The following is a 2,245-nucleotide window of genomic DNA, read 5'->3' on the forward strand; positions in this document are numbered from 1 at the left end:
CGCGGCGGGGCGGGGTTCCCCACCGGTCGCAAGTGGGGCTTCATCCCCCAGGCCCCCGGCTCCGGGAGTCCCGACAGCACCGACACACCCGGGGATCCCCGGGCCTCCGACCCCGCAGACCGGCCCAAGTACCTGGTGGTCAACGCCGACGAGTCCGAGCCGGGCACCTGCAAGGACATGCCCCTCATGCTGGCCACCCCGCACGTCGTGATCGAGGGGATGGTGATCGCCGCGTACGCCATCCGCTCCTCCCACGCGTTCATCTACCTCCGCGGCGAGGTGGTGCCGGTCCTGCGGCGTCTGCAGACCGCGGTCGCCGAGGCGTACGAGGCCGGGTTCCTGGGCCGGGACATCCTGGGCAGCGGGTTCGACCTCGACATCGTGGTCCACGCCGGGGCGGGCGCCTACATCTGCGGAGAGGAGACCGCACTCCTGGACTCCCTCGAGGGCCGGCGCGGACAGCCCCGGCTCCGACCGCCGTTCCCCGCCGTCGCCGGTCTCTACGCCTGTCCCACCGTGGTCAACAACGTCGAGTCCATCGCGAGCGTTCCGTCGATCCTCCAGCGCGGACCCGAGTGGTTCCGATCGATGGGCTCGGACAAGTCCCCCGGCTTCACCCTGTACTCGCTGTCGGGCCACGTCACCCGGCCCGGGCAGTACGAGGCGCCGCTCGGCATCACCCTGCGCGAACTCCTGCAGCACGCCGGCGGGATCCGGGAGGGGCACACGCTCAAGTTCTGGACCCCCGGCGGTTCCTCGACCCCCCTCCTCACGGACGCCCAGCTGGACATGCCCCTGGACTACGAGGGCTGCGCGGCCGAGGGGTCCATGCTCGGCACCAAGGCGCTGCAGATCTTCGACGACACGACGTGCGTGGTGCGGGCCGTGCTGCGCTGGACGGAGTTCTACGCCCACGAGTCGTGCGGCAAGTGCACCCCCTGCCGCGAGGGCACGTTCTGGCTGGTGCAGATCATGCGCAGGCTCGAGGACGGGACCGCGACCGAGAGCGACCTGGACCGACTGCTCGACATCTCGGACAACATCGTCGGCAAATCGTTCTGCGCACTCGGCGACGCCGCCGGCGCCCCGATCATGTCCTCCATCGCGCTGTTCCGCGACGAGTACCTGGCCCACATCCCCGGCGGGTGCCCCTTCGACCACCGCCGCTCCACCGTCTTCGCCCCGGCCGAGGAGGTGGCCCGATGACCGCAGGTGACGCCGCACCCGACCGCCCGGCCACCCCCTCGGGCAGCACCGCCGACGACACCGTGGCCAACAAGATCACCCCCCGCGCCGACGACACCGTGGCCGACCTGGCGCCCGAGCAGAACGACGACCTCGTCACCCTCACCGTGGACGGCCGACGCGTCTCCGTGCCGGCCGGCACGCTGGTGATCCGCGCCGCCGAACGCCTCGGGGTGCAGATCCCCCGGTTCTGCGACCACCCGCTGCTCGAACCGGCCGGCGCCTGCCGCCAGTGCATCGTCCAGGTCGAGGGCGCCCCCAAACCCGTGACCTCCTGCACCACCCCGGTCACCGAGGACATGGTGGTGCGCACCCAGTTCACCTCCGAGATCGCGGACAAGGCCCAACGCGGGGTCATGGAGCTCCTGCTCATCAACCACCCGCTGGACTGCCCGGTCTGCGACAAGGGCGGGGAGTGCCCGCTGCAGAACCAGGCGCTCTCCAGCGGCCACGGCCACTCGCGCTTCACCGAGGCCAAGCGCACGTTCCCCAAACCCATCGCCATCTCGTCCCAGGTCCTGCTCGACCGCGAGCGCTGCGTGATGTGCGCCCGGTGCACCCGGTTCTCGGATCAGATCGCGGGCGACCCGTTCATCGACCTGATGGAACGGGGCTCCCGACAGCAGGTGGGCGTCTACGGGGACGAGCCGTTCGAGTCGTACTTCTCCGGCAACACCGTCCAGATCTGCCCCGTCGGCGCGCTCACCGGCTCCGCGTACCGCTTCCGTGCACGTCCGTTCGACCTGGTCTCGAGCCCCGGTGTCTGCGAGCACTGCGCCAGCGGGTGCGGGCAGCGGACCGATCACCGCCGCGGGAAGGTACTGCGCAGACTCGCCGGGGACGATCCGGACGTCAACGAGGAGTGGAACTGCGACAAGGGTCGTTGGGCCTTCGTCTACGCCACGCGGCCCGACCGCCTCACCACCCCGATGATCCGGGGCCGGGACGGTGGCCTGGTGCCGGTCCCGTGGAGCACCGCCCTGGCCACGGCCGCCGCGGG

General features: G+C 71.2%; 2 protein-coding genes. Both read left to right on the forward strand.

The annotated features are described in order from the left end of the window. A partial coding sequence (gene nuoF, locus G6026_RS14925) for an NADH-quinone oxidoreductase subunit NuoF (protein WP_182613637.1) occupies positions 1–1,206 on the forward strand: 1,206 nt, incomplete at its 5' end. Then, positions 1,203–2,245 (forward strand): 2Fe-2S iron-sulfur cluster-binding protein (locus tag G6026_RS14930; RefSeq protein ID WP_241728113.1); only part of this gene is annotated, 1,043 nt, incomplete at its 3' end. The genes nuoF and G6026_RS14930, both read left to right, overlap by 4 nt.

The organism is Dietzia sp. DQ11-38-2, assembly GCF_014145055.1.
Taxonomy (GTDB): domain Bacteria; phylum Actinomycetota; class Actinomycetes; order Mycobacteriales; family Mycobacteriaceae; genus Dietzia.